The organism is Streptomyces sp. NPDC059524, assembly GCF_042749255.1.
In the GTDB taxonomy this organism is placed as follows: Bacteria; Actinomycetota; Actinomycetes; order Streptomycetales; family Streptomycetaceae; genus Streptomyces; species Streptomyces xanthii.
The window spans coordinates 1-22,330 of sequence record NZ_JBHYTK010000105.1; the positions used below are offsets into that span (position 1 = coordinate 1).

At 70.5% G+C, this 22,330-nt stretch carries 16 protein-coding genes; 7 read left to right on the plus strand and 9 right to left on the minus strand.

What is annotated here, in order from left to right; translation table 11 throughout:
* Positions 1-94 precede the first annotated feature (94 nt).
* Positions 95-2,668, minus strand: coding sequence for an aminopeptidase N (pepN, locus tag ACFW9D_RS25835; RefSeq protein ID WP_188338920.1), 2,574 nt, complete (start codon positions 2,666-2,668; stop codon positions 95-97).
* A gap of 134 nt (positions 2,669-2,802) precedes the next feature.
* Between pepN (ACFW9D_RS25835) and ACFW9D_RS25840 the strand changes: the two genes are divergently transcribed.
* Complete coding sequence (locus ACFW9D_RS25840) at positions 2,803-3,324, plus strand: DUF1203 domain-containing protein (protein WP_384625341.1); 522 nt, start codon at positions 2,803-2,805, stop codon at positions 3,322-3,324.
* Between the two features lie 78 nt (positions 3,325-3,402).
* Here the strand turns inward: ACFW9D_RS25840 and ACFW9D_RS25845 are convergent, their stop codons facing one another.
* Positions 3,403-4,425: an aspartate-semialdehyde dehydrogenase gene (locus ACFW9D_RS25845; protein WP_384625344.1), complete on the minus strand. Its 1,023-nt coding sequence runs from the start codon at positions 4,423-4,425 to the stop codon at positions 3,403-3,405.
* Between the two features lie 354 nt (positions 4,426-4,779).
* Here ACFW9D_RS25845 and ACFW9D_RS25850 point away from each other — a divergent pair, with 354 nt between their 5' ends.
* The 3 genes from ACFW9D_RS25850 (at position 4,780) to ACFW9D_RS25860 (ending at position 7,357) form a co-directional block, all read left to right on the plus strand.
* Positions 4,780-6,018: an RNA-guided endonuclease InsQ/TnpB family protein gene (locus ACFW9D_RS25850; RefSeq protein WP_384625347.1), complete on the plus strand. Its 1,239-nt coding sequence runs from the start codon at positions 4,780-4,782 to the stop codon at positions 6,016-6,018.
* Between the two features lie 144 nt (positions 6,019-6,162).
* Entirely contained in the window at positions 6,163-6,675 is a 513-nt protein-coding gene (locus tag ACFW9D_RS25855) for a sigma-70 family RNA polymerase sigma factor (RefSeq protein WP_188338924.1), read from the plus strand.
* Position 6,676: 1 nt separating this feature from the next.
* The gene (locus tag ACFW9D_RS25860) at positions 6,677-7,357 is read left to right on the plus strand and encodes a hypothetical protein (protein WP_188338925.1); all 681 of its coding nucleotides are present in this window, start codon (positions 6,677-6,679) and stop codon (positions 7,355-7,357) included.
* Between the two features lie 62 nt (positions 7,358-7,419).
* Here ACFW9D_RS25860 and ACFW9D_RS25865 read toward each other — a convergent pair whose 3' ends face one another.
* Complete coding sequence (locus ACFW9D_RS25865) at positions 7,420-10,731, minus strand: S8 family serine peptidase (protein WP_188338926.1); 3,312 nt, start codon at positions 10,729-10,731, stop codon at positions 7,420-7,422.
* 305 nt (positions 10,732-11,036) lie between these two features.
* Here ACFW9D_RS25865 and ACFW9D_RS25870 point away from each other — a divergent pair, with 305 nt between their 5' ends.
* Positions 11,037-11,504 carry an NUDIX hydrolase gene (locus ACFW9D_RS25870; protein ID WP_188338927.1) on the plus strand — a complete coding sequence of 156 codons (468 nt, stop codon included), beginning with the start codon at positions 11,037-11,039 and terminating at the stop codon, positions 11,502-11,504.
* Between the two features lie 167 nt (positions 11,505-11,671).
* Positions 11,672-13,441 (plus strand): TIGR03767 family metallophosphoesterase, encoded by a 1,770-nt coding sequence (locus ACFW9D_RS25875; RefSeq protein WP_384625351.1) that lies wholly within the window; start codon positions 11,672-11,674, stop codon positions 13,439-13,441.
* 62 nt (positions 13,442-13,503) lie between these two features.
* Here ACFW9D_RS25875 and ACFW9D_RS25880 read toward each other — a convergent pair whose 3' ends face one another.
* Together ACFW9D_RS25880 and pepN (ACFW9D_RS25885) are read right to left on the minus strand one after the other, a co-directional pair.
* A complete protein-coding gene (locus tag ACFW9D_RS25880; RefSeq protein ID WP_384625354.1) occupies positions 13,504-14,553 on the minus strand; it encodes a hypothetical protein in 1,050 nt (349 codons plus the stop codon).
* 202 nt (positions 14,554-14,755) lie between these two features.
* A complete protein-coding gene (pepN, locus tag ACFW9D_RS25885) occupies positions 14,756-17,323 on the minus strand; it encodes an aminopeptidase N (protein ID WP_384625357.1) in 2,568 nt (855 codons plus the stop codon).
* Between the two features lie 157 nt (positions 17,324-17,480).
* On the opposite strand from pepN (ACFW9D_RS25885), the gene ACFW9D_RS25890 reads away from it, so the two are divergent.
* Complete coding sequence (locus ACFW9D_RS25890) at positions 17,481-18,137, plus strand: DsbA family protein (RefSeq protein ID WP_188338931.1); 657 nt, start codon at positions 17,481-17,483, stop codon at positions 18,135-18,137.
* Here ACFW9D_RS25890 and ACFW9D_RS25895 read toward each other — a convergent pair whose 3' ends face one another.
* The 4 genes from ACFW9D_RS25895 to ACFW9D_RS25910 all read right to left on the minus strand — a co-directional run bounded on the left by ACFW9D_RS25895 (position 18,138) and on the right by ACFW9D_RS25910 (position 22,291).
* Positions 18,138-18,356, minus strand: coding sequence for a hypothetical protein (locus ACFW9D_RS25895; protein WP_188338932.1), 219 nt, complete (start codon positions 18,354-18,356; stop codon positions 18,138-18,140).
* A gap of 145 nt (positions 18,357-18,501) precedes the next feature.
* The gene (locus ACFW9D_RS25900; protein ID WP_384625361.1) at positions 18,502-19,152 is read right to left on the minus strand and encodes a superoxide dismutase; all 651 of its coding nucleotides are present in this window, start codon (positions 19,150-19,152) and stop codon (positions 18,502-18,504) included.
* A gap of 139 nt (positions 19,153-19,291) precedes the next feature.
* Positions 19,292-20,731 carry an amino acid permease gene (locus ACFW9D_RS25905; RefSeq protein WP_384625364.1) on the minus strand — a complete coding sequence of 480 codons (1,440 nt, stop codon included), beginning with the start codon at positions 20,729-20,731 and terminating at the stop codon, positions 19,292-19,294.
* A gap of 156 nt (positions 20,732-20,887) precedes the next feature.
* Complete coding sequence (locus ACFW9D_RS25910) at positions 20,888-22,291, minus strand: amino acid permease (RefSeq protein WP_384625383.1); 1,404 nt, start codon at positions 22,289-22,291, stop codon at positions 20,888-20,890.
* Between the last annotated feature and the right edge of the window lie 39 nt (positions 22,292-22,330).

The window sequence follows — 22,330 nt, forward strand, 5'->3', positions numbered from 1 at the left end:
CCCACCCGGGGCCGGGGGCACCGCCCCCCCCAGCCCCCCCCGGGCCGGGAGCCGCGATCGAAACGCGCGGCCCCCGGCCCGTAGGCGTCAGGCGTCAGGCGTCCGCGCTCCGCGCAGCGAGCGCTCGGGACACCCCCGCACGGGACTCCGAGACGAGGCGGCGGAGTGCCGCGTTCGGCCCAGCAGACTCCAGCCAGGAATCCGTAGCCGCAAGCGTCGACTCCGAGACCTGAAGCGCCGGATACAGCCCAATGGCGATCTGCTGAGCGATCTCGTGGGACCGCGACTCCCACACCTCACCCAGCACCGAGAAGTACCGCTCCGAGAACCCGGCCAGCAGCTCCCGCTGATCGCTCTGCACGAACCCCGCGATCACGGCCTCCTGCACCGCGTTCGGCAACTGGTCCGACTCCACGACGGAGGCCCACGCCGCCTCCTTCGCCTCCAGCGTCGGACGGGCCGCCCGAGCCGTCGCCGCGTGCCGCTCACCCGCAGCCGTCCGGTCCCGCTCGTACTCCGCGGCGATCTCCGCCTCGTCGTAGCGGCCCACCGCCGCGAGCCGCTCCACGAACGCCCAGCGCAGCTCCGTGTCCACGGCCAGACCCTCGACGACCTCCGAGCCGTCGAGCAGCGCCTCGAGCAGGTCGAGCTGCTCCGGCGTACGGGCCGTCGCCGCGAACGCGCGGGCCCACGCCAGCTGGTGGTCGCCGCCCGCCTCGGCCGTCCGCAGGTGCGCGAGCGTCGCCTCCGTCCAGCGGGCCAGCAGCGCGTCCCGGCGGGCCGGGTCCGCGTACAGGTCGATCGCCAGCTTCACCTGCCGGTGCAGCGACTGCACCACACCGATGTCGGACTCCTTGGCGACACCCGAGAGCACCAGGTCCAGGTACGCGCTCGTCGACAGCTCCGCGTCCCGCGTCATGTCCCAGGCCGAGGCCCAGCACAGCGCGCGCGGCAGCGACGCCTCGAAGTCACCGAGGTGCTCCACGACGTACGCCAGCGACTTCTCGTCCAGCCGGACCTTCGCGTACGACAGGTCGTCGTCGTTCAGCAGGATCACGGCCGGGCGGTGCTTGCCGACGACCTCGGCGACCTCGGTCGACTCCGTCGCCGTGACGTCCAGCTCGAAGCGCTCGCCGCGCAGCAGCTTGCCGCTCTCGTCGTCCAGGTCGTAGAAGCCGATCGCGATGCGGTGCGGGCGCAGCGTCGGCTCGCCCTTGGCGCCCTCGGGCAGCGCCGGCGCCTCCTGCCGGACGGCGAACGAGGTGATGACGCCGTGCTCGTCCGTCTCGATCTCCGGCCGCAGCACGTTGATACCGGCCGTCTCCAGCCACGCCTTCGACCAGGCCTTCAGGTCCCGGCCGCTGGTCTCCTCGAGCGCGCCGAGCAGATCGCTCAGCCGCGTGTTCCCGAACGCGTGCCGCTTGAAGTACGCCTGCACGCCCTGGAAGAACTCGTCCATGCCGACGTACGCGACGAGCTGCTTGAGCACCGACGCGCCCTTGGCGTACGTGATGCCGTCGAAGTTGACCAGCACGTCGTCCAGGTCACGGATGTCGGCCATGATCGGGTGCGTGGACGGCAGCTGGTCCTGCCGGTAGGCCCAGGTCTTCATCGAGTTCGCGAACGTCGTCCACGAGTGCGGCCACTGCGAACCCGGCGCGTACGCCTGGCAGGCGGCCTCGGCGAACGTCGCGAACGACTCGTTCAGCCACAGGTCGTTCCACCACTCCATGGTGACCAGGTCGCCGAACCACATGTGCGCCAGCTCGTGCAGGATCGTCGCCGCCCGCACCTCGTACGCGGCGTCGGTCACCTTGGACCGGAACACGTACTGGTCGCGGATGGTCACCGCGCCCGCGTTCTCCATGGCGCCCGCGTTGAACTCCGGCACGAAGAGCTGGTCGTACTTGGCGAACGGGTATGCGTAGTCGAACTTCTCCTGGAACCAGTCGAAGCCCTGCCGCGTCACGTCGAAGATCGCGTCCGAGTCGAGGAACTCGGCCAGCGACGGCCGGCAGTAGATCGCCAGCGGCACCGACTGGCCCGTCTCCGCGTTCTCGTACGACGAGTGCACCGCGTGGTACGGGCCCGCGATCAGCGCCGTGATGTACGTGGAGATCCGCGGCGTCGGCTCGAACACCCACAGGTCGTCCTTGGGCTCCGGCGTCGGCGAGTTGGAGATGACGGTCCAGCCCGCCGGCGCCTTCACCGTGAACTGGAACGTCGCCTTCAGGTCCGGCTGCTCGAACGAGGCGAACACGCGCCGCGCGTCCGGCACCTCGAACTGCGTGTACAGATAGGCCTGTTCGTCGACCGGGTCCACGAAGCGGTGCAGGCCCTCGCCCGTGTTCGTGTACGCGCAGTCGGCGACCACCCGCAGCACGTTCGGCCCCGAGGCCAGGTCCGGCAGCGCGATCCGGGAGTCCCGGAACACGGCGGCGGCGTCCAGCGACCGCCCGTTCAGCTCGACCTCGTGCACGGCGTCGGCGATCAGGTCGACGAAGGTCTCGGCACCGGCCTCCGCGCTCGCGAAGCGGACGGTGGTCACCGACCGGAAGGTGCCGCCCTCCTGGGCTCCCGAGAGGTCGAGATCGATCTCGTAGGAGTCAACGGTGAGCAGCTTCGCCCGCTGCTGCGCCTCTTCACGGGTCAGGTTGGTCCCAGGCACGCGGTCATCTCCAATGGCGTTCTACTGGCGGTCTACGCTTGTGACGTTTCGGGTCATCCTTCCACGAGGGGTACGGGAAGGCGATGTCCATTTTCCGCCGGTGAAACCGCGCACCGCGCACCACCGTGGAGGACATGACCAGGTACGACGCACAGCCCATCGCAGCCACCGCGCTCAAGGAACTGCGCACCACCGACGACGCGGGCCGCCCCTGCGCGCCCTACACGGCGACCGAAGCCGACGCGGGCTCACCGCTCCGCTGCTGCCTGCGCCCCATCGAGCCCGGCGAGCGCATCGCCCTCGTCTCCTACGCGCCGCTGCGCCGCTGGGCCGCCGCGACCGGAGCACAGCCCGGCGCCTACGACGAACAGGGCCCCGTCTTCCTCCACGCCACCCCGCAGGACTGCCCCGGCCACGTCCCCGACCCCGACCGCTACCCCTTCGACCGCCCCGGCGCCCTGCGCACCCTGCGCCGCTACGACACCCGCGGCCACATCGCCGGCGGCCGCCTGCTGGAACTCCCCGCCGACGCGACGACCGCCCTCGACGCCGCCCTCGACGAGGCCTTCGCCGACCCCGAGGTGGCCCTCGTCCACGTCAGGGCGGTGGAGTACGGCTGCCTCCACTTCACGGTCGAACGCCCCCGGACCCGCTGACCGGCCGCACCCGGACACACCTCAGGGGCGGCCACCGGAAGAACCGGCGACCGCCCCTGACGACGGAGGACGTGCCCCCTACTTCTTGGCGGACAGCTCCTGCGCCACCAGCTCCGCGATCTGCACCGCGTTCAGCGCGGCGCCCTTGCGGAGGTTGTCGTTGGAGATGAACAGCGCCAGACCGTTCTCGACCGTCTCGTCGTTGCGGATACGGCCCACGAACGAGGCGTCCTGGCCGGCGGCCTGCAGCGGCGTGGGGATGTCCGACAGCTCGACACCCTCGGCCGCCGCCAGCAGCTCGGTGGCGCGCTCGACGCTCAGCGGACGGGCGAAACGGGCGTTGACCTGCAGCGAGTGCCCGGAGAAGACGGGGACCCGGACGCACGTGCCGGAGACCTTCAGCTCGGGGATCTCGAGGATCTTGCGGGACTCGTTGCGGAGCTTCTGCTCCTCGTCCGTCTCGTTCAGACCGTCGTCCACGATCGAACCGGCCAGCGGCAGCACGTTGAACGCGATGGGCCGCTTGTAGACGTTCGGCTCCGGGAAGTCCACGGCGCCACCGTCGTGCGTCAGCTTGTCCGCGTCGGCGACGACCTTCTGCGCCTGCCCGTGCAGCTCGGCCACACCGGCCAGGCCCGAACCGGACACGGCCTGGTACGTCGCGACGACCAGCGCCTCCAGACCGGCCTCGTCGTGCAGCGGACGCAGCACGGGCATGGCGGCCATGGTCGTGCAGTTCGGGTTGGCGATGATGCCCTTGGGGCGGTTCGCGATCGCGTGCGGGTTGACCTCCGACACGACCAGCGGAACCTCGGGGTCCTTGCGCCAGGCGGACGAGTTGTCGATCACGACCGGGCCCTGGGAGGCGACCTTCTCCGCGAGCGCCTTCGACGTGGCACCACCGGCGGAGAACAGCACGATGTCCAGGCCCGTGTAGTCGGCCGTCGACGCGTCCTCGACCGTCACACCGTCCAGCACCGACCCGGCGCTGCGCGCGGAGGCGAACAGCCGCAGCTCCTCGATCGGGAAGGCCCGCTCGACCAGGATCTTGCGCATGACCGTGCCGACCTGACCGGTGGCTCCGACGATTCCGACCTTCACAACAGGTTCCTCCGTACGTGCGTGCGGCCATCCGGCCTGGGGGTACGTCCATGATGCGTCTGTCCAGGACCGGCTTGTCCAATCGATTCGACCTGGAAGTCCTCGGAAGTCGCTGTCCCGGGTGACCGATTCACTCCGTCTTGTCGCTAAATATCAATGACCCTAAATCCTGTCGAGCCGGGCATACCCCCTCGCTCTTCAGTGTGCCTCGGCGTATGCCGTGCGTCCCACCCTGTGGATTACTCGCCGGTTGTGAACAACTCCGCCACTCGTGCCGGTGGCCTCGGCCGACACCTCTGGTCAGCCTCCTGGCCTGTTGCCTAGCGTGTTTGTGGTCGAAAGGGGGTGAGTCGGTTGATGCGTATGTACAAGTTCCTGCTGCGGCCCACCACGGGTCAGGACGCTGCATTGCGGGCGATGCTGCGTGATCATTGCTCGCTCTACAACGGTGCGCTGCAGGAGCGTCGGGACGCCTGGCGGCACGGGTCGCGGACGAATGTCGGGTACGGGGACCAGTCGGCCCAGCTCAAGGAGATCCGGGCCTTCGACCCCGAGCGGCAGGGGCGCTGGTCCTTCTCCTCGCAGCAGGCCACGCTCAGGCGGCTGGACAAGGCGTTAGCCGCGTTCTTCAAGAGGGTCAAGGCAGGCCTCAGCCCTGGATACCCCCGTTTCAAGGGGGTCGGGCACTTCGACACGGTGACCTTCCCCAGGGACGGGGACGGCTGCCGCTGGGACTCCACCCCGCACGAGCACCAGACCCGCGTACGTCTCCTGGGCGTCGGGCATGTCCGCGTGCACCAGCACCGGCCTGTGCTCGGCCGGGTCAAGACGGTCTCGGTGAAGCGGGAGGGACGCCGCTGGTATGTCGTCCTCGCCTGCGACGAAGTCCCTGTCACCCCCCTGCCCGCTGTCGGCAGCGCCATCGGCATCGGCATCGACATGGGCGTCACACACTTCTTCACCGACTCCAACGGCAACCACGTCGACAACCCGAAGTTCCTCGCCGTGATGTCCGAGAAGCTGGCCGCGGCCCAGCAGCACCTCTCGACCTTTCCTCAGCGCAGCAAGAAACGTACGAAGAGGCACCGGGCCGCCGCCCGCAAGGTCGCCAGAATCCATGCGAAGATCCGGCGCCAGCGGCTCGACCACCACCACAAGCAGGCCCTCGACCTCGTACGTCGGCACGCCGTGATCGGTCACGAGAAGCTGAGCACGGCGAGGATGACCAGAGCGCCCGCGCCCAGGCCTCACCCGGAGAACACCGGCGCTTTCCTTCCGAACGGCGCGGCCGCGAAGGCCGGGCTGAACCGCAGCATCCTCGACGCGGGTTGGGGACAGTTCCTGCGCATCCTGGCGGACAAGGCTGAGAGTGCCAGTCGCCGAGTGATCGCAGTGGACCCCCGCAACACCTCCCGCACCTGCCCGCCCGTCATCGGCGGATGCGGGCACGTGGCCAAGGAGAACCGCGTCACGCAAGCGACGTTCGAGTGCGTCAGATGCGGCCTGGGCGAGAACGCCGACCGCGTGGCCGCGCTGAACATCCTGCACAGGGCCGGGCGGGCCCTCTGCGCGGCGGCCCGGCCGCCGGCGTAGGAAGCCCACCGCGTCAGCGGTGAGCGGAGTCACTGTCCGACCCTCGGGACGCTGTGCGACAGGCCACAGAATCCGTCGAACCTTTCGGGGGGCTCCGGCGTCGTAGGACACACGAAGCAAGGGGGAGGGGCATTGCTGCGGAGCATGCGCAGGCCGGGGCGCGGGCGGGCCGACGACCCGCTGGACGCGGCGGTCGAGGACCGGGTCCGGGCCGTCCTCTCGCTGGGCGGGGTGCCGTACGCGGATCTGCCGGACGGCGTGCAGCAGGTGCGGCTGCGCCTTCTGGAGCGGGCGGCGAAGGGGCAGGAGGCGCCGCGCGACGTGTCGGCGTGGGCCGCGGTCGTCGCCTCCAACCTGGCCATGGACTGGCACCGGGCCCGCCGCCGCCAGGAGCGCCTCGGCGAACGTCTGGCCTCCCTGCGCCAGGAGAACGCCCGGGACGCGGCCGACACCCGCGTCCTGTCCATGGCGGTCGCGCAGGGCCTGGACCAGCTGCCCGACCAGCAGCGGCAGGTCGTCGTCCTGCGCTTCTACGCGGATCTGCCGGTCCGCGACATCGCGGCGGAGCTCGGGGTGCCCGAGGGCACGGTCAAGAGCCGGCTGCACACGGCGGTCCGGGCGCTGCGGGCCCGGCTGCACGAACAGGAGGTGGTGTGACGTGCCGGACGAGACGCACGAGGACCGGCTCCTGATGCGGGCCCTCGCCGGTGAGCCGCTGCCCGGGGACGATCCGGAGGCCGCCGCGATCGAGGCGGACCTCGGGTTTCTCCGCGATCAGCTGCACGGACTGGGTGACACCCTCGCCGCCCGCGCGGAGCCGGCCCGGAACCCGGCTGCGGCTCCCGCCCGGCGGCGCCGGCCCTTCCGTATCGCGGTCGGCGCCCTGGTCGCCGCCTGCGCGGCCTCGCTCGCGGGCGGCCTGGTGTGGCTGGGCGTGAACGGGGCGGGCACTCCGGCGCTGAGCAGCGCCGACAAGGCCGCGGGAGCCAAGGCGGGGGAGGACGCCAAGCGGACCCCCGAGGGATTCGTGGCCTGCTCGGCCCTCATCGCCGAGGGCACGGTGCTCCGGGTCGATCCCGTGCCGGGCACCCGCCAGGACCGGATCACGCTGCGCGTCACGCGGTACTTCAAGCCGGAGACGGGCGCGCGGACGGTGACGTTCCCGATGGACCGGGACGTGCTGCCGCGCCTGAAGCCGGGCGACCGCCCGCTGATCAGCATTCCCGTGGGGTCCCGGGAGCCGGACAACTGGGCCCTGGGCAAGGACCGCACGCCGCTGCGCACGATGGTCGTCGAGGCGCTTCCCGGAGCGAAGAACCTTCCGTGCGACCACGGCTGAAACAGAAAAGAGGCGGGCGCCGGTCGTGGAGACCGGCGCCCGCCCACCGCGGTCGCTCAGGACTACGGGGTGACCTTCTCGATCTTCACGTTGCCGACGCCCGCGGCGACGCCGCGCTCGTTCAGCAGCTGCACCTGGCCGAAGAACTCACGGCCCTCCGGCGCGGCGGCCGCGGCGGTGACCTGGGCGGTGACGTCCGTGGACGCACCGTTGGCCAGCGACACGGTCTTGGACTCGTCGACCTTCACCGTGCCGAGGGACGGCGAGTAGAAGACGTCGACGTAGTCGTACGCGGTCGAACCGGACGGCACCGAGTAACCGGCGACCTCCACCGTGTACGTACCGGCGGCCGGCTTGTCGATGCTGACGGACTCCTCGGAGTCGCCGTCGGCGGACGAGGCGACCGGCTTGCCGTCCTTGAGGACCGTCAGGTCGAGGTCGGCGGCCTGGTCGGAGACGTTGCCGATGCTGACGTCGAGCCGCTCGGCGCCCTCGGGCACCTCGACGGTCGTGGTCTGCGTGGCACCGTTCGCGATGCTGGGCCGCGTGGACTTCGAGGAGCCGAGCGGGCCGCCCTGCAGCTTGCCGCCGTCGATCGCGGCGAAGTTGTTCGTCACCTTCCACGACACGTCGGCCGGGGTACCGACCTTCGCCTCGGGGAGCGTCTGCACGGCCGGGTCGAACGCGGCACCGAGCGTCTCGACGTCCAGCGTGTACGGGTTGTCGAGGAGCGGCGACGTACGGCGCGACTCGACCTCGATCTCCCAGACACCGGCCTGCGGGTCCGCGTAGGAACGCAGGTCCGGGCGGCAGGTGTTGGCCGGGTTCTCGTAGTTCGGGTAGCAGCTCGGCGTGGAGGTCTCGTCGACCGGGACCCCGTACGGGTGGATGGAGATGAACCGGGTCTGGCTCTTCTCCTTCAGGCCGCTCATCCGCACCTGGAGCGACTTGGCGCCCTCGGGGACGGTGACGAAGTACGAGGTGGTGCTGTTGCGCTGCACCGAGCCCTTCGCCTGGAACGTGTACGAGGGCTTGGCCAGCGGCGACGAGACGACGACGGTGGCGAGGACCTGCTGGTCGACGCCCTCGGTCTTCGGGTCGTCGACGCGCAGGATCGCGCTGCGCAGACCGGCGGACTCCGGGGTGGCCTGGACCTTGACGGTGACCGGCTTGTTCAGCGGCAGCCAGACGCGGGTGGGCCCGGCGATCCGGAAGGTGTCACCGGAGTTGTTGCCCAGGGACAGCTGGTGCAGCACGGGCTTCGAGGAGCCGGAGGTACGGGTGACGGTGACCTCGTAGGTCTTCCGCTCGCCGGCCTTCAGGCCGCCCTCGCGGTCGTAGAGACCGGTGCCGAAACCGGGCGTCTTCAGCGCGTAGTCGATGGCGGTGTCGACCGGGGCCTTGACCGTGTACGTGTGCGCGGTGGCGCCGTCACGGATCGAGTCCCAGGCGTCGACCACGTCGATCAGACCCGAGCCCTCGGCGTAGGCCTGCTCACCCTTGATGTGGTGGGCGGTCGACGTCAGGGCGGTGCGCAGCTTCGCAGGGGTGAGGTCGATCTTCTTCTGCTTGGCGGCGGAGATCAGCAGCGCGGAGGCACCGGCGGCCTGCGGGGAGGCCATCGAGGTGCCCTGGAGCATCGAGTAGCCGGCCGGCAGCGCGTAGCCCGCCTCGGCGACCGGGGAGCCCGGCAGCCAGGTCTGGGTGGTGTTGATGGAGGCACCCGGCGCGGTGATGGACGGGGCGAAGCCACCGTCCTCACGCGGGCCGCGCGAGGAGAAGGGCATCATCGCGTACGGCTTCTCGACGACGGAGCCGTAGTTGGAGGCCCAGGTCTCCTTGGAGATGGAGGCGCCGACCGACAGCACCTTGTCGGCGAGCCCGGGGTCACCGATGGTGTTGGCACCGGGACCGGAGTTGCCGGCCGAGATGACGAGCTGGACGCCGTACTGGTCGATCAGGCGCGTGTACAGCTCGGCCCGGGCGTTGTTGCCGTCGTTCAGGGCCGGCAGCCCGCCGATGGACATGTTGACGATGTCGACACCACGCTTGGTGACGAGGTCGATCATGCCTTCGGTCAGGGCGACGTTGGTGCAGCCACCGCTCCAGGAGCAGGCACGCGAGGAGACGAGCTTGGCGCCGGGCGCGGCACCGTTCATCTGCTTGTTGCCGAACAGGGAGTTGGCGGCGGTGATGCCGGCGACGTGCGTGCCGTGCTCGGACTCGATGACGCCGATGTTGACGAAGTCGACCTTCTTGCCGACCCAGTCACCGCCGTACGGGTCCATCGGCACGTTCTTGCGCACCTCGACCACGAACGGCTGCCGCTCCACGACATCCGTCTTGGGGTCGTCGGTCCCGAAGTACCCCACCTGGTAGCCGTCCTTGTACGGCTTCATGGCGGTGTCGTCGGTGAAGTCACCGTTGTCGTTGACGTCCACGGTGACGGTGCCCTTGGCGGCGTCGTAGAGAACGCCCCAGACGTCGGTCGTGTCGCCGTCACGGTTCGCGTCACCCTTGGCGTCGCCGCCCGCGGTGTCGCTCTCCTTGAAGGTGCTGAACCCGAAGGTGCCCGAAGGCGCCTTGTACGTGCGGCCGTTGGCCGTGAACGTGGGTCCGGCGACGGAGGTGACCATCGGCCGCCAGGTCTTGTCGCCGTCCACGATCGGGTCGGTCGCCGTGACCCAGTCGACGATCTTGCGCTCGCCGGTGGTGGTCTTCTGCAGGGCGGGGTGCCCGAGGTCGACGCCGGAGTCGAGGATGCCGATGGTGACCCCGCGCCCATCGGCCTTCGGGTTCTTCGCGACGAAGTCGACGGCCCCGGTCTCGAACGAGGGGTTGTACGGGTTCTGGGCGGGGGTGTCGGCGCCCGGCCCGGCATCGGAACCGGCGGCCGCCCGCTCCCCCTTGACCGAGTCGGCGGCCGGGGTCGGGTCGTCGAGCGCGATCTCCTGCCGGAGATCGATGCCGTGCACCGAGTCGAGCTTCTCGGCGGCCTTGATGGCCGCCTCGGCGCGCCCCGTGGGCAGGGTGGCCCGCACATAGCCGAGCTTGTCGTAAGTGCGGCCGACGGAGCCGCCCTTGACGGAGTCCAGCTGCTCGGCCACGGCCTCGGTCCTGCCGGGCGCGGTGGCGACCATGACGGTCACGTTCTTCTTGCCGTCGGCCTGGGCGTCGGCGAGAAGTTCCGCGTCCTGGGCGCCGAGCTTGTCGCTCGAGGCCTTGACGGCGGGGTCGGCGGCCGGTGAATCGGCGGCGAGGGCCACGGGTATCGGCCCGGCCGCGGTGAGCGCGGCCACGAGGCCGGCGGCGGCCGCGAGCCGGGCCGCGCGTCTCGCACCGGATATCGGCGCGTGCTGGGGATCGGAGGTCATCAGCATCCCAAGGTGAGATCGAAAGGGATCCGGATTTCGGTGCCGGATGACCGCTCAGCTTTACGTAAGTGACCACACTTTGGGGAGACTTGCCCGAGGCGGGTTCAGGCCGTGGCGTAGACCCGCCATACGCCACAGGCGGCAAACCGGCACCAAGGGGACCACCGGCCACGCGACCCGTGCGGTCCCGTACCCACCTCGCCCCGGTCGGAACCGGCGGCCGGCCGCCGAGGCGCTCCGGGCGGCAACCCTCCACTCTCCGCGCACCCGGTGCACACACGGCATCGACCCTTTAGCGTCAGGGGATGCATAAAGAGCTGCGGGTGGCGGCCTACGCCGTGTGCGTGCGCGACGGCAGGATGCTCCTGGCCCGCTGGGTCGCAGGCGACGGCACCAAGCGCTGGACGCTGCCCGGCGGCGGGATGGACCACGGCGAGGACCCGTACGACACGGTGATCCGCGAGGTCGAGGAGGAGACGGGGTACGCGTTCACCCCCGGCACCCTCATCGGCGTGCACTCGGTGCTGCGCCGCTACCCCCGCAAGCTCGGCAAGGTCGCCGACTTCCACGGCCTCCGCCTGGTCTACGAGGGCGAGATCACGGGCGGCACCCTGCGCCACGAGGAGAACGGCTCGACGGACATGGCGGCCTGGCACGACCTCGACGAGGTGTCACAGCTGCCCCGGGTCGAGCTGGTGGACGTGGGCCTCGAACTCTGGCGCAACCGCCCCCCGACGGGCCACGTCCTTCCCCGCAAGGTGAACACGGAGTGACGGCGACAAAGCCGCGCCCCGGCCCCGCCCCCAACACCGCGAGCCCCCTGATCCACGTACGCCGATAGGCGACACGCGTTGCGTCGCCGTTCACGCGCAGGCCACCCCCGGTGCCAAGCATCCAAGACGGAACTTGTCGCCGCGTCCGCACCAGGGGAGACCGCGCCATGCCGCGCACACGCTCTGTCACGCAAGCCGTACGACTGGACCGCCGCACCCTACTGACCGCAACCGGCGCAGCCACCCTGACCGCGGGCCTCGGCTACGCGCTGGGCGCTCCCGGCGAAGCGGCAGCGGGCCCGACGAACCCGCCCGCCGCCACCAGGACCCGCACGACCGAAGGCCGCCCGGCCAGGGCCCCGTACACGCGGGGCACGACCCTGGCCGAGACGGCGACCCCGCACACGGCCCCCGCCTCCCACGCGTACCGCCATCTGACCTCGGGCCCCGGCTGGTCGAGGGTCACCCGCGACGACCTGACGGCCCCGCACCGCAACAGGGAGACCCGCCGCACGGCACTCGCCGCGTTCGTCCAGTTCACGGACATGCACATCGTGGACGTGCAGAACCCGCTGCGCTACGAGTACCTGCGCGGCGCGACGTCCAGCGCCTGGCGCCCCCAGGAGGCACTGTCGGTCGCGGGCGCGATCTCGCTCGTGGAGCGGGTGAACAGCCTCCCGGGCGGCCCGGTGACGGCGTCGCCCCTGCACTGCGTGATGACGACGGGCGACAACACGGACAACAACGCCCGCTGCGAACTCGACTGGTTCCTGAAGACGATGAGCGGCGGCGGCATCACGCCGAACACGGGAGACCCGGCCCACTACGAAGGGGTGCAGAACAGCGGCCTGAAGCTGTACTGGCACCCGGACTCCGAGCTCCCCGACAACGACAAACAGTCCCACGCCTTCCCGCGCGTCCAAGGCTTCCTGGAGGCGGCGATCCGCCCCCTCAGCAGCCCCGGCCTGAACATCCCGTGGTACTCGACGGTCGGCAACCACGACGCCCTGCCCGGCGGCTGCTACGCCCCCGCCGACCCGTTCTTCACGGAGTTCGCCGTGGGCGACCGCAAGCTGATGGAGCTCCCCACGGCGGACGGCGAGGCGATCTGGGACAACGTGGAGCGCGGCGGAGACCTGAAGGGCGCCGCGTTCAAGGAACTGCTCACGTCCCGCTCCCGCCAGATGCGCAAGGTCACCCCGGACGAGTCCCGCGCCCCCTTCACCCCGGCCGAGTACGTGGCCGCGCACCTGGACCCGGCCTACCGGGGCCCGGGCCCGGTGGGCCACGGCTACACCCAGGCCAACCTGCACGAGGGCACGCAGTACTACGCGTTCGAGATCGCGCCCGGCGTACGAGGCGTCAGCCTGGACACCACGGACCCCGGCGGCCACTACGAGGGCTCGATCGGCGCGGCCCAACTCGCCTGGCTGAAGGACCAGCTGAACAAGGCGGCGGCCGACCACACCCACGTGATCGTCTTCTCGCACCACACCAGCAAGTCGATGCGCAACCTCAACCCGGACCCGCAGCGCCCGCGCGAGAAGCGCCACGGCGGGGCCGAACTCACCGCGCTCCTGGCCGCCCACCGCCCGGTCCTGGCCTGGGTGAACGGCCACAGCCACAAGAACAAGATCACCCCGCACCAGGGCTCGGACGGTGCCCCCGGCTTCTGGGAGATCTCGACGGCTTCGCACGTGGACTTCCCGCAACTGGCCCGGGTCATCGAGATCGCGGACAACCACGACGGCACCCTGTCCCTGTTCACGACGCTCATCGAGTCGGCGGCGCCGTACAAGGCGACTCCCACGCACCTCACGGCGACGAACCTGGCGTCGCTCTACCGGGAGCTGTCCTTCAACGCGCCGGGCGCCCGCACGACGCTGGCCGGCAAGCCGAAGGACCGCAACACCGAACTGGTCCTGCGCAAAAGCTGACCCAGAGCCTGAGGCAGAGCCTGACGCAGAGCCTGACGGCACGGGCTGACCCGCGGGCTGACTCAGCGGGGCAGGACGACGACATAGGCCGCCGGATCCCGGTCCCCGGCGGCCATGAGGGCGGTCCGCACCACGGCGGCCTGCTGCTCCATGGACTCGCGGAGCTTGCGCGGGGTGAGGTGCACGACGGTGATCCCGAGCCGCTCCAGGTGCTCGCGCTTGCGGGCGTACTCGATCCAGACGGAGTCCTCCTCCTGCCGTGGCGCCCGCGCGTCGAGTTCGAGGGCGACGGACTGGTCGGGCCAGAAGGCGTCGACCCCGCCCAGGTGCGGCCCGCCGGGCAGCCGCAGGTCCACGTTCCACAACGGCGCGGGCAGATCGTGCTCGCGCACCATGGCGTAGAGCCGGTCCTCGGCGATGGCACGCCCCTCCGCCAGCAAGGAGTCGACGGCGTCGACGACATGGGGCCGGGTGAGCAGCCGCGCCTGCGTCAACTCGCGCACCACGACGGCGGGTTCACAGAACTGCCCCCGCACCGCCTCCGTCAGCAGCCGTCGCACGGCCCCCGCGTCGCCGAGCTGCGCGACGGCGTCGGCGAGCGCCCGGGCGACGGGAGCGACAGGAACCCCCTGCAGGACGACCGGAGCCGGCAGCACGGCGGCCCGCACGATCCGCGCGAGATCGGTGGACCGCAACCGCCGCGTCCGCGGCACCAGCACGTCGACGTGATCGACGGAGTTCAGCGGGGGAGCGGCGGCGAACCCGTGCAGGGCGAGCGCGGCGAGCCCGGTGACCAGGGCGTGGGGGGACGCCTCGGCGGGACCCTGCTGCACGGGCACGGCACCGGCACCCCCGCCGCCGCGCCGGGCGGGGCGCCCCGCGTACAGAAGCGCGGCCCGCACCCGCTCCTCACCGGTCGGCGGGCCGGGGTGCAGCAGGAAGACGCCGGGCAGCAGCTGCCGCCAGGGCCCACCGGGCCGGCACTGTTCCTGCGCGGCGGCGGCGCCGACCCCGTGGGCCTTGAGCTGGGCGCCGCTCATGACGCGCAGGTGGAGACGGTCGAGCTCACGCAGAGGGCGGGGGAACAGCGGGGCGGGGGAGTTGTGGTTCATGACCAGGCCCTTCCCGGCCGGGCCGCACCCGCTAACCGCTGTTACCGTCCCGTCGACAAAGCCGGACAAGCTCGCCCTAAAGTCGAACGGCCGCCCGGCCGAAAGGGCCAGGCGGCACAGCAGGTTACGGCCTGTCATACCCGCATTCAGTAACACCGGATGCCAGGGCGCCCCGAAGGGCGCCCCCGCGCACCCGGATCCGTCACGAGGAGGCGGCCCCGGCGTCACAGGCCTGCCCGCGCAGCGCCCGGGCCAGATCGTCCCGGGCCTCCAGCACGAGCCGGCGCAGCGCGGGCGCCGCGTCCTCGCGCGCGGTCAGCCACGCGTCGGTCGCCGCGAGCGTCGCGTCGGAGTCCTGCAGCGTCGGGAACAGGCCCCGCACGACGTCCATGCCGATCTGGATGGACCGCTCGTCCCAGACCCGCTCGATGACCGCGAAGTACTTCTCGGCGTACGGAGCGGTCAGCTCCCGCTGGGACGGCTGCTGGAACCCGGCGATGGTGGCCTCCACCAGCGCGTTGCTCAGCGCGTCCGACTCCACGACCTGCGCCCAGGCCTGCGCCTTGACGGCCGCCGAGGGGCGCGCGGCGAGGCAGCGCACCTGGTGCCGCTTGCCGGATGCGGTGTCGTCGCGGGCCAGCTCTTCCGCGAGGACGGCCTCGTCGGCGACCCCGTACGTGGCGAGGGTCTCCAGGAACGCCCAGCGCATCTCCTGGTCGACCTCGAGCCCGTCGATCTTCGCGCTGCCCTCCAGCAGCCCCTGGAGGAGCTGGAGTTCGGCCTCGCCCGAGGCGACGGAAGCGAAGAAGCGGGCCCAGGTCAGCTGGTGCTGGCTGCCCGGCTCGGCGAGCCGCAGCTCCTTGACCGCGCCCTCGGCGAGCAGCCGCCCGCCCTCCGCCCGCCAGGCCGGCGCCGCGTAGTGGGTGAGCGCCGAGCGGGCCCACGCGTGCAGCATCTGCAGGACGCCGATGTCGGACTCCCGCCCGGCGTACCGCAGCACGAGACCGATGAAGTCGCGGGCCGGCATCAGCGCGTCCCGCGTCAGGTTCCACAGCGCGGACCAGCACAGGGCGCGGGCCAGCGGGTCGCTGATGTCGCCGAGCTGCTCGCGCAGCGTGGCCAGCGAGTTCTCGTCGAAGCGGATCTTGCAGTACGTGAGGTCGTCGTCGTTGACGAGGACGAGCTCCGGCGCCTCGGCCCCGGCCAGCTCCGTCACCACGGTGCGCGGTCCGTCGACGTCGACCTCGGCGCGCGCGTACCGCTCCAGGGCGCCCTCGACGGTGCGCCGGTAGAGGCCGACGGCCACCCGGTGCGGCCGCAGCTCCGGGTGGGAGGCGGCGGCCTCCTGGACCACGGCGAGCTCGGTGATCCGGCCGTCGCCGCTCAGCGTGACCTGCGGGGTCAGCGAATTGACCCCGGCGGTCTGCAGCCAGGCCCGCGACCAGGACGTCATGTCACGCCCGCTGGTCTCCTCGAGGACCGACAGCAGGTCGCCGAGCTGCGTGTTCCCGTACGCGTGCCGCTTGAAGTACCGGCGCGCGCCCTCGAGGAAGGCGTCCCGCCCCGCGTACGCGACGAGCTGCTTCAGCACCGAGGCGCCCTTGGCGTACGTGATGCCGTCGAAGTTGAGCTTGGCGTCCTCCAGATCACGGATGTCGGCCGTGATCGGGTGCGTGGAGGGCAGCTGGTCGGCGCGGTAGGCCCAGGACTTGCGGTTGTTGGCGAAGGTGATCCAGCCGTTCTTGAACCGGGTCGCCTCGACCATGGAGAACGAGCCCATGAAGTCGGCGAAGGACTCCTTCAGCCACAGGTCGTCCCACCACTGCATGGTGACGAGGTCGCCGAACCACATGTGGGCCATCTCGTGCAGGATCACGTTGGCCCGGCGCTCGTACGAGGCCTGGGTGACCTTGCCGCGGAAGATGAACTCCTCGCGGAAGGTGACCATGCCCGGGTTCTCCATGGCGCCGAGGTTGTACTCGGGCACGAAGGCCTGGTCGTACTTGCCGAAGGGGTACGGGTAGTCGAAGTTCTCGTGGAAGAAGTCGAGGCCCTGCTTCGTCACCAGGAACACGTCGTCGGCGTCGAAGTACGGGGCGAGGCCCTTGCGGCACATGGCGCCGAGCGGGATCTCGAGGTCGCCGCGCGTGTAGGTGTCCGTCACGTAGTGGTACGGGCCGGCGACGATCGCGGTGATGTACGTGGAGATCGGCTTCGTCTCGGCGAACCGCCAGACGCCGTCCTTGAGTTCACCGACCCCGTTCGACCAGACCGTCCAGCCCTCGGGCGCCTGCGCGCTGAACCGGTACGGGGCCTTCAGGTCGGGCTGCTCGAAGTTGGCGAAGACGCGGCGGGAGTCGGCCGGCTCGTACTGCGTGTAGAGGTAGACCTCGCCGTCCTCGGGGTCGACGAAGCGGTGCATGCCCTCGCCGGTGCGGGAGTAGGCGCACTGGGCGTCGACGACCAGCTCGTTCTCCTCCGCCAGGTTCTCCAGCCGGATCCGGCTGCCGTCGAACACGGAGGCCGGGTCGAGGTCCTCCCCGTTGAGGGAGACAGCCGTCACGGACGGGGCGATCAGGTCGACGAAGGTGCTCGCGCCGGGCTCGTTCGCCCGGAACCGGATCGTGGTCACGGAACGGAAGGTGCGCGGTCCCTCGCCCGGGGCCTCACCGACGGCGGACCGCAGGTCGAGGGCCACCTCGTACCCGTCGACCGACAGCAGACCCGCCCGCTCGCGGGCCTCGTCGCGGGACAGATTCTCACCGGGCACGGGCGGCACTCCTTTGTGACGTTGTTGGGTCCTTGTGGGACCGTTCGAACGCCTATGATCCTCGCACGCGTCCCCTTCCCCGGACATCCGGGAATGGGACCGCCCCGCGAGCGCGTTGTACCCGGGCGTACCCCTTCAGCGACTGCCTAGGAGTGTCATGCCCGCCACGGCCGAGAAGCCCGTCGAGAAGACCCCCGTCGACTTCTGGTTCGATCCGCTGTGTCCCTGGGCCTGGATGACCTCCCGCTGGGTGCTCGAGGTCGAGAAGTTCCGGGACATCAAGGTCCGCTGGAACGTGATGAGCCTCGCGGTGCTCAACGAGGACAAGCTCGACGAGCTGCCCGAGGAGTACCGGGACATGCTCGAGACCAAGGCCTGGGGCCCGGTCCGCGTCGTCATCGCCGCCCAGCAGGAGCACGGCTCCGAGGTGCTCGGCGACCTCTACACCGCGCTCGGCACCCGGATCCACAACGGGGGCGAGGGCCCGACCAAGGAGGCCGTCGCCGCCGCGCTCGACGAGGTCGGCCTGCCCGCCTCCCTCATGGAGCACTGGGACGACACGAAGTACGAGCCCGAGCTGCGCGCCTCCCACAAGGAGGGCATCGACAAGGTGGGCCAGGAGGTCGGCACGCCGGTCATCGCGGTCCCCGGCGCGGACGGCGAGCAGATCGCGTTCTTCGGCCCGGTCGTCACGCCGGCACCCAAGGGCGAGGCCGCGGCGAAGCTCTGGGACGGCACGCTGCTCGTGGCGTCGGTGCCGGGCTTCTACGAGATCAAGCGGACGCGTACGGCGGGGCCGGTCTTCGAGAACTAGTCAGTCGTCGAAGTCCTCGGGGAGCTGTACGTTCCGGCTCTCGACGCCGTGGTTCCGTAGCGTCCGGCAGCCGGTCTTCTTGCAGCGCCACCAGTCGTAGGTGTACGTCTCGCCCGCGGTCTTCCGGAGCCAGGCGTCCTCCTCGGGCGTCAGATGCCGGTGCTGCTCGTAGGACTTGCACGTCGGGCAGTGCCGCTCCCGCTCCACCTCGTTGGTCATCGGCCCAAGATGCCCCGGAACTCCGAAAACCGACAGACCCCCGTGAGTCACGTCCTCACGGGGGTCCGTCTTTTCAGCCGCCCGCCGCAGTGAAGGTTGAGAAGACGATCACGAGGCGGGACGCATGTGACGCGGCGCGTCCCCGTCAGGGGACGAGCAGCAGGTTGTAGGCGCGCTCCTTGGCGGCCGCGTACCGCTTGGCCACGTCCTGCCAGTTGACGACGGCCCACATGGCGTCGATGAAGTCGACCTTCTGGTTCTTGTACTGCAGGTAGAAGGCGTGCTCCCAGGCGTCGAACACGAGGATCGGGGTCGAGCCCTGCCCCACGTTGCCCTGGTGGTCGTAGACCTGCTCGACGATGAGCCGCCCGCTGACCGGCTCGTAGGCGAGGACGCCCCAGCCGGAGCCCTGCGTCGTCGCGGCGGCCTTGGTCAACTGTGCCTTGAAACCGGCGAAGGAGCCGAAGGACTCGGTGATCGCGTCGGCGAGGTCGCCCACGCCGTCGGCGGCCAGCGGCTCGCCGCCGCCCCCGTCCTTCGGGCTGTTCATGTTGTGCCAGTAGATGCTGTGCAGGATGTGGCCGGAGAGGTGGAAGGCCAGGTTCTTCTCCAGGCCGTTGATCGAGCCCCACTGCTCCTTGTCGCGGGCCTCCGCCAGCTGCTCCAGGGTGTCGTTGGCCCCCTTCACGTACGCGGCGTGGTGCTTGTCGTGGTGCAGCTCGATGATCTGCGGATTGATGACCGGTTCGAGCGCCGCGTAGTCGTAGGGAAGCTCAGGAAGCGTGTAGATGGCCATGTACGTGTGCCCTCCGGCTGCTCATTGCACGGCTTATTGCAAGTCATTCGCAAGTGCAGGCTAGCAGCAAGAGTGCCGCGCGCAACGCGAAGGACCCCCGGGCCAATTGGCCCGGGGGTCCTTCGCGAAACGAGGGTGACTACTTCTTCTCGGCGATCTTCTGCCGGGCGAAGCCGACGACCGCGAGGATCAGGGTCAGGCCGCCGGTGTAGTAGAGCTGCACCCGGGTGCCGGGCTCGCGGGCCATCAGGACGAAGACCGCGACCATGCCGAGCAGCGCCAGGACGGTCAGGTACGGGTAGGCCCACATCTTCACGACGAGCTTCTCCGGCGCCTCGCGCTCCAGCTTGCGGCGCAGGATCAGCTGCGAGATGGCGATGAAGAACCAGACGACGAGGATGATCGCGCCGATGGTGTTGAGCAGCCAGGCGAAGATGTCGTCCGGGCGCCAGTAGCTGAGCAGCACGCACACGAAGCCGAACGCGGCCGACAGCATCACCGCGACCCGCGGCACCCCGCCGGAGATCCGGCCGACGATCTTCGGGCCCATGCCGCGGGCGACCAGCGAGCCGGCCATGCGGGAGGCGCCGTAGATGTTGGCGTTCATCGCGGACAGCAGGGCGATCAGGACGACGACGTTCATGATCTGGCCGGCCGCCGGGATGCCCAGGTGGTCGAGGGTGGCGACGTACGGGCCCTTGGTCGGGATCTCCTTCGCCGTCCAGGGCAGCAGCACCACGACGACGGCCATCGAGCCGACGTAGAAGAGCGCGATGCGCCACATCGCCGTACGGACCGCCTTGGCGACGCCCTGCACCGGGTGCTCGGACTCGGCGGCGGCGATGGTGACGGTCTCCAGACCGCCGTACGCGAAGACGGACGCGAGCAGACCGACGATCAGACCCTCCGAGCCGTTCGGCATGAAGCCGCCGTGGCCGGTGAGGTTGGACATGCCGGGGGCGTCGACGTCGGGCAGGACGCCGAGGATGGCCAGGACGCCGATGCCCAGGAAGAGGACGATCGCGCCGACCTTGAGCGTCGCGAACCAGAACTCGAACTCGCCGAAGTTCTTCACCGCGGCCAGGTTCGAGCCGGTGAACAGCAGCATGAACAGCGCGACCCAGGCCCACTCGGGCACACCCGGCACCCACGCGTGCACGATGCCCGCCGCGCCGATCCCCTCGAGCCCCACCGCCACGCACAGCAGGAACCAGAACGACCAGCCCGCCGTGAACCCGGCCCACGGGCCGATGCCCCGCTCCGCGTGCACGGAGAAGGAACCGGAGGCCGGATACGCCGCCGCCATCTCGCCGAGCATGCGCATCACCAGCATCACGAGGGCGCCGGAGATCGCGTAGGCGAGAATGATCGAGGGACCGGCCGCGGCGATCGCGGTGCCGGAGCCGACGAAGAGGCCGGCGCCGATCACGCCGCCGAGCGCGATCATCGACAGATGGCGCTGCTTGAGGCCGTGCGAGAGCGACGGCTCGGCGGCCGCCGACTGCTCGACGGGCTGCGCGACCGCATCCTCTACGGTTGCCGCATCCTCTGCGGCTGACTGCGCGGACGTCCGAGACATGGATGTGCCCTGTTCACTAGCTGAGACGGGTCATGAGTAAACGGTGCGTAAACGGCCCACAGTCTGTGGGCGCGGCCCGCTCACAGGGAATACGTTTCCGCTATACGGACACGACGCTCACACCCCGCGACGTCCTCGTAGACGCTGCGTGAAGGATCAGGCACGCCGTGCGCGCAACTCCCGCACACCCGCCACGACCAGCACCGCAGCCGTCGCCCCCGTCGACCACAGCAGCTGCGGACGCGCCCCGTCGTCGGTCAGCATCAGGCCCACCACCGCGGCCATCGCGGCGAGCGCCGCCCAGGTCAGCCACGGGAACGCCCACATCCTCAGGACGAGCTTCTCCGGTGCCTGCGCCTCGATGCGCCGGCGCAGCCGCAGCTGCGACACCGCGATGAGCGCCCATACGAACAGCAGCACCGCGCCGACCGAGTTGAGCATGTAGAGGAACACCGAGTCCGGCCACTTCAGGTTCAGCAGCACGGACACGAAGCCGAAGGCCACCGACGCGAGGACCGCCCGGCGCGGCACCCCGCCGCCGCTCACCTTCAGCAGCGAGCGCGGCGCCTCCCCGCGCTCGGCCAGCGAGAACACCATCCGGGACGCGCCGTACAGGTTGGCGTTGAGCGCCGACAGCAGCGCCACGAACACCACGATGTTCATGATCTGCCCCGCCGACGGGATCCCGATGGCGTCGAGGACGGTGACGTAGGGGCTGACGCCGGCCTTCTGCGCGGTCCACGGCAGCACCGTCACGATGACCAGCATCGAGCCGACGTAGAAGAAGAGGATGCGGAACACCGCGCTGCGCACGGCCCGTGCCACCGAGCGGACCGGGTCGTCCGACTCGGCCGCCGCGATCGTGACGACCTCCAGGCCGCCGAACGCGAAGACGACGGCGAGCACGCCCGAGACGACGCCCTGCCAGCCGTGCGGCAGGAAGCCCCCGTCGCCGGTGAGGTGCGTGAGGCCCACGGGGTCCGTGTCCGGGAGCAGGCCGAAGATCGCCAGCAGGCCCAGCACCAGGAACGCGACGATCGCGAAGACCTTCAGGGAGGCGAACCAGAACTCGAACTCGCCGAAGTTCTTCACCGCCGTCAGGTTCGCCACGGTGAACACCACCATGAACAGCAGCACCCACGTCCACTGCGGCACCGACGGCACCCAGCCGTTCGCGATCTGCGCCGCGCCCGTCGCCTCCACCGCGAGCACCACGACGAGCAGGAACCAGTACAGCCAGCCCACGCTGAACCCGGCCCACCGGCCGAGCGCCCGCTCCGCGTGCACCGAGAACGAGCCGGAGGCCGGCATCGCCGCCGACATCTCGCCCAGCATCCGCATCACGCACATCGCGAGCGCGCCCGCGATCAGATACGAGACGACGATGCCCGGACCCGCGACCTCGATCCCGGCACCGGACCCCACGAACAGGCCCGCGCCGATCACCCCGCCGAGCCCCAGCATCGTCAGATGCCGCTGCTTGAGCCCACCGCCCAGCGGTTCGTCGGGCAGCGGCCCTTCGGAGGGGAGCGGGGCGTCGTCGTGCCGGGGGTCGTGCATCAGGTGCGTCAGCCGATCTGGGTCGAACAAGGGGGCGCA

What these genes read in the sequence shown, in the direction of transcription:
- ACFW9D_RS25895 (WP_188338932.1), bottom strand. Translation starts at nt 18,356, where the DNA reads ATGACCAACGAGGTGGAGCGGGAGCGGCACTGCCCGACGTGCAAGTCC.
- ACFW9D_RS25905 (WP_384625364.1), bottom strand. Translation starts at nt 20,731, where the DNA reads ATGTCTCGGACGTCCGCGCAGTCAGCCGCAGAGGATGCGGCAACCGTA.
- ACFW9D_RS25840 (WP_384625341.1), top strand. Translation starts at nt 2,803, where the DNA reads ATGACCAGGTACGACGCACAGCCCATCGCAGCCACCGCGCTCAAGGAA.
- ACFW9D_RS25855 (WP_188338924.1), top strand. Translation starts at nt 6,163, where the DNA reads ATGCGCAGGCCGGGGCGCGGGCGGGCCGACGACCCGCTGGACGCGGCG.
- ACFW9D_RS25875 (WP_384625351.1), top strand. Translation starts at nt 11,672, where the DNA reads ATGCCGCGCACACGCTCTGTCACGCAAGCCGTACGACTGGACCGCCGC.
- ACFW9D_RS25910 (WP_384625383.1), bottom strand. Translation starts at nt 22,291, where the DNA reads ATGCACGACCCCCGGCACGACGACGCCCCGCTCCCCTCCGAAGGGCCG.
- ACFW9D_RS25900 (WP_384625361.1), bottom strand. Translation starts at nt 19,152, where the DNA reads ATGGCCATCTACACGCTTCCTGAGCTTCCCTACGACTACGCGGCGCTC.
- ACFW9D_RS25880 (WP_384625354.1), bottom strand. Translation starts at nt 14,553, where the DNA reads ATGAACCACAACTCCCCCGCCCCGCTGTTCCCCCGCCCTCTGCGTGAG.
- ACFW9D_RS25865 (WP_188338926.1), bottom strand. Translation starts at nt 10,731, where the DNA reads ATGACCTCCGATCCCCAGCACGCGCCGATATCCGGTGCGAGACGCGCG.
- ACFW9D_RS25870 (WP_188338927.1), top strand. Translation starts at nt 11,037, where the DNA reads ATGCATAAAGAGCTGCGGGTGGCGGCCTACGCCGTGTGCGTGCGCGAC.
- ACFW9D_RS25890 (WP_188338931.1), top strand. Translation starts at nt 17,481, where the DNA reads ATGCCCGCCACGGCCGAGAAGCCCGTCGAGAAGACCCCCGTCGACTTC.